This is a genomic window from Actinospica durhamensis, from assembly GCF_018139695.1.
Lineage (GTDB): Bacteria > Actinomycetota > Actinomycetes > Streptomycetales > Catenulisporaceae > Actinospica > Actinospica durhamensis.
Genome location: NZ_JAGSOG010000501.1, coordinates 1 through 2,550, shown reverse-complemented (window position 1 = coordinate 2,550; position 2,550 = coordinate 1). Strand labels below are relative to the sequence as shown.

General features: G+C 69.7%; 3 protein-coding genes. 2 read left to right on the top strand and 1 reads right to left on the bottom strand.

Features of this window, described 5'->3' with window-relative positions; genetic code table 11:
* The coding region (locus KDL01_RS40425; RefSeq protein WP_212534017.1) for a helix-turn-helix domain-containing protein at positions 1-335 on the bottom strand (335 nt) is incomplete at its 3' end.
* A 370-nt stretch (positions 336-705) separates the two neighbouring features.
* On the opposite strand from KDL01_RS40425, the gene KDL01_RS40420 reads away from it, so the two are divergent.
* Both KDL01_RS40420 and KDL01_RS40415 read left to right on the top strand, forming a co-directional pair.
* Positions 706-1,497 (top strand): G1 family glutamic endopeptidase, encoded by a 792-nt coding sequence (locus KDL01_RS40420; protein WP_212534016.1) that lies wholly within the window; start codon positions 706-708, stop codon positions 1,495-1,497.
* A 435-nt stretch (positions 1,498-1,932) separates the two neighbouring features.
* Positions 1,933-2,442 (top strand): isochorismatase family protein, encoded by a 510-nt coding sequence (locus tag KDL01_RS40415; protein WP_212534015.1) that lies wholly within the window; start codon positions 1,933-1,935, stop codon positions 2,440-2,442.
* Positions 2,443-2,550: the final 108 nt, after the last annotated feature.

The following is a 2,550-nucleotide window of genomic DNA, read 5'->3' as shown; positions in this document are numbered from 1 at the left end:
GGTCTGGGCGGGCCTACGAGGGCGGCCAGGGCGGCGGGGCGTACGCCTAGGACCTCCTCGAGCGCGGAGAGTACGGCCAGGGAGCCGGCGCGTTCGGGGCGGTAGCGGCCGGACTGCCAGGAGCTGAGGGTGGGCACCGAGATCACCGCTCCGCGCCGGCGCAGCCGGTCCTGGATCCGGTCGAGACTCAGGCCGCTGTTGGCCACGGCCGCGCGCAACGCCTCGTGGAAGGGCCCGGTTCGCAGCAGTCTGTCGAGGTCCGGTTCCCGGGCCGTGGGGCCGACGGTGAACGGCGGATCCTCCCCTCGGCCGGTGAGGTACCCGAAAGCGTGCATCGCGACGTCCGTCCCTTCTCGAGCGTCCGAGCGGCTTGCCGTGCAACTTACCCGTGGGTCACCCGGCAGCCGGGAGAGCTTTCCTCAGCTGTTTTCGCAATCGTGACCTTCCGTTGATCTTCCCTTCCGAGACCGTCTTCGAAACCGGTCCGGAATGTCCTGCTATTTCCACCCAGATCGCCAATTCCCTTAAGACTAAACGACGGCGCGACCCTTGCCCGCCGCGCCGCGGCGGCCGCAAGCTGTGAGCGCCGGAACCGGTCACCCACCCCCGGATCGGCCGGCGCATCTGCGCGTCGGGCGGCATCGACGGCTCGAATAACAAGCCGCCCGACCGCGAACCCTTAGCCCACAACGAGGGAGACCACCCATGTCCCAGAGGTCTTATGTCCGTGCGCTCGCGATCGGCGCGGCCGGCCTGACCGCGGCGTTCACCGCGCCGACCGCCTTCGCCTCCGCCGCCCCGTCGCACGTCGGCATCGTCAGCGCCCCCCTGGCCAGCCAGGAGAGTCACAGCGTGCACGGCCTGTCGAAGCTCAGCTCCACCACCGTGGAGTCGAGCAACTGGTCCGGCTACGCCGCCACCGGTGCCTCCGGCGCGTTCACCTCGGTGTCCGCCTCCTGGACCCAGCCGACCCTGACCTGCACGTCGAAGACCACGTACTCGTCCTACTGGGTCGGCCTCGACGGATACAGCAACTCCGCGCTGGAGCAGACCGGCACCGAGGCGGACTGCATCGGCGGCAAGGCCACCTACGGCGCCTGGTGGGAGGTCCTCCCCGCTTCGGAGAGCGCCTACTCGGTCACGGTCAAGGCCGGGGACTCCCTGTCGGCCAGCGTGGTCTACAACGGCAGCAGCTCCTTCACCATGACCCTGACGGACTCCACCCAGGGCTGGACCAAGACCACCACGCACGCCGGTTCCTCCGGCTTCGCGAACTCCTCGGCCGAGGTCATCGCCGAGGCGACCGAGGTCAACGGTTCCATCGCGAAGCTGTCGGACTTCGGCACCGCGTCCTTCACCAACGCCACGGCCGACGGGAACTCGCTGGGGAGCTACTCGCCGAACGAGATCATCATGGAGGGCAGCAAGGACGTCAAGGCCCAGCCGAGCTCCATCTCCGGCGGCAGCTTCTCGGTGGCGTGGGAGAACTACAGCTGATCAGGCGGCCGTTCGGATCCAGCCGGATCTGACGACGGATGGATCTGACGGCCGATGGACCTGCCGACGGATAGATCTGATGATGGATGGATCTGACGGCCGATTCTCCTTGAGGGTTAGGGCATGAGCTGCGGCCCCGTCCCGCCGGACGCGTACGGCGGAGCGGGGCCGCCCCAAGGGTTGTCCCCGGAGCCCCGGAGCCCCGGGGGTCATGGGCGCGGGTTTTTCTCGGTGCCGTGTCGTGTTTCCGAGTCCTCGCACCGTGTTTCCACGTTCTACTATCGCCGGTCCGGCGCCCAGGCTCCGATACCGAGCCGCAGCGCGGACATCACCGCCGAGCGCGCGGACCCACAAGGTCCGCGCGCCGGGTGAATTCGTGGCCGTACAGTGTGCGAACGGGCCGAGGCGTTCGAACATTTGAGCTAAACTGGCTCCATGGCCACCACACTGCTGCTCCTCGACCTCCAGCGCGGTCGACTCGTCGCGCCCCGGCCGGTGCCCGGTGCCGCGCGGCTGATCAGGGTGGCGGGCGAGCTGCTGGAGCGGGCGCGGGCGGCGGGCGTCGCGATCGTGCACGTGCGCCATGGCGGCGTCGAGGGTGATCCCGACGTGCCGGGCACGCCGGGGTGGGAGCTCTACCACCCGATCATCGAGGGCGAACACGTGCTCGACGCTCCGGATGCGGACGCGTTCGCGGGCACGGATCTGGCCGCGCTGCTCCCGCCGCGTTCGATCGTGCTCACGGCCGGGCTGGTCAGTGACGTCCGGGTGCGCGCGACGGTGTTGGCCGGGCTGCGGCAGGGTTATGAGATGCGGCTGGTGCAGGGGGCGCACGCGGCGTACGACGGCGGTGGGCGTAGTGCCGGTGAGATCGTGACGCGGGTCGAGCTCGAACTCGAGGCCGCGGGGACGAAGCTGGTGAATCCGCACGGGCGGTTGTTCTGAACGTCGAGAGACTGCCGCGGGAGTGGACGGGAACCGGGCGTAGGGCGAGGCGGCGTGACGGGGTGAGCGCGGGGCGTGCGGGGCGTGCGGCGGGATCCGTTGCGGGAG

Excerpts from the sequence above, each read along its gene's own strand:
- KDL01_RS40420 (WP_212534016.1), top strand. The coding sequence starts at position 706 with ATGTCCCAGAGGTCTTATGTCCGTGCGCTCGCGATCGGCGCGGCCGGC.
- KDL01_RS40415 (WP_212534015.1), top strand. The coding sequence starts at position 1,933 with ATGGCCACCACACTGCTGCTCCTCGACCTCCAGCGCGGTCGACTCGTC.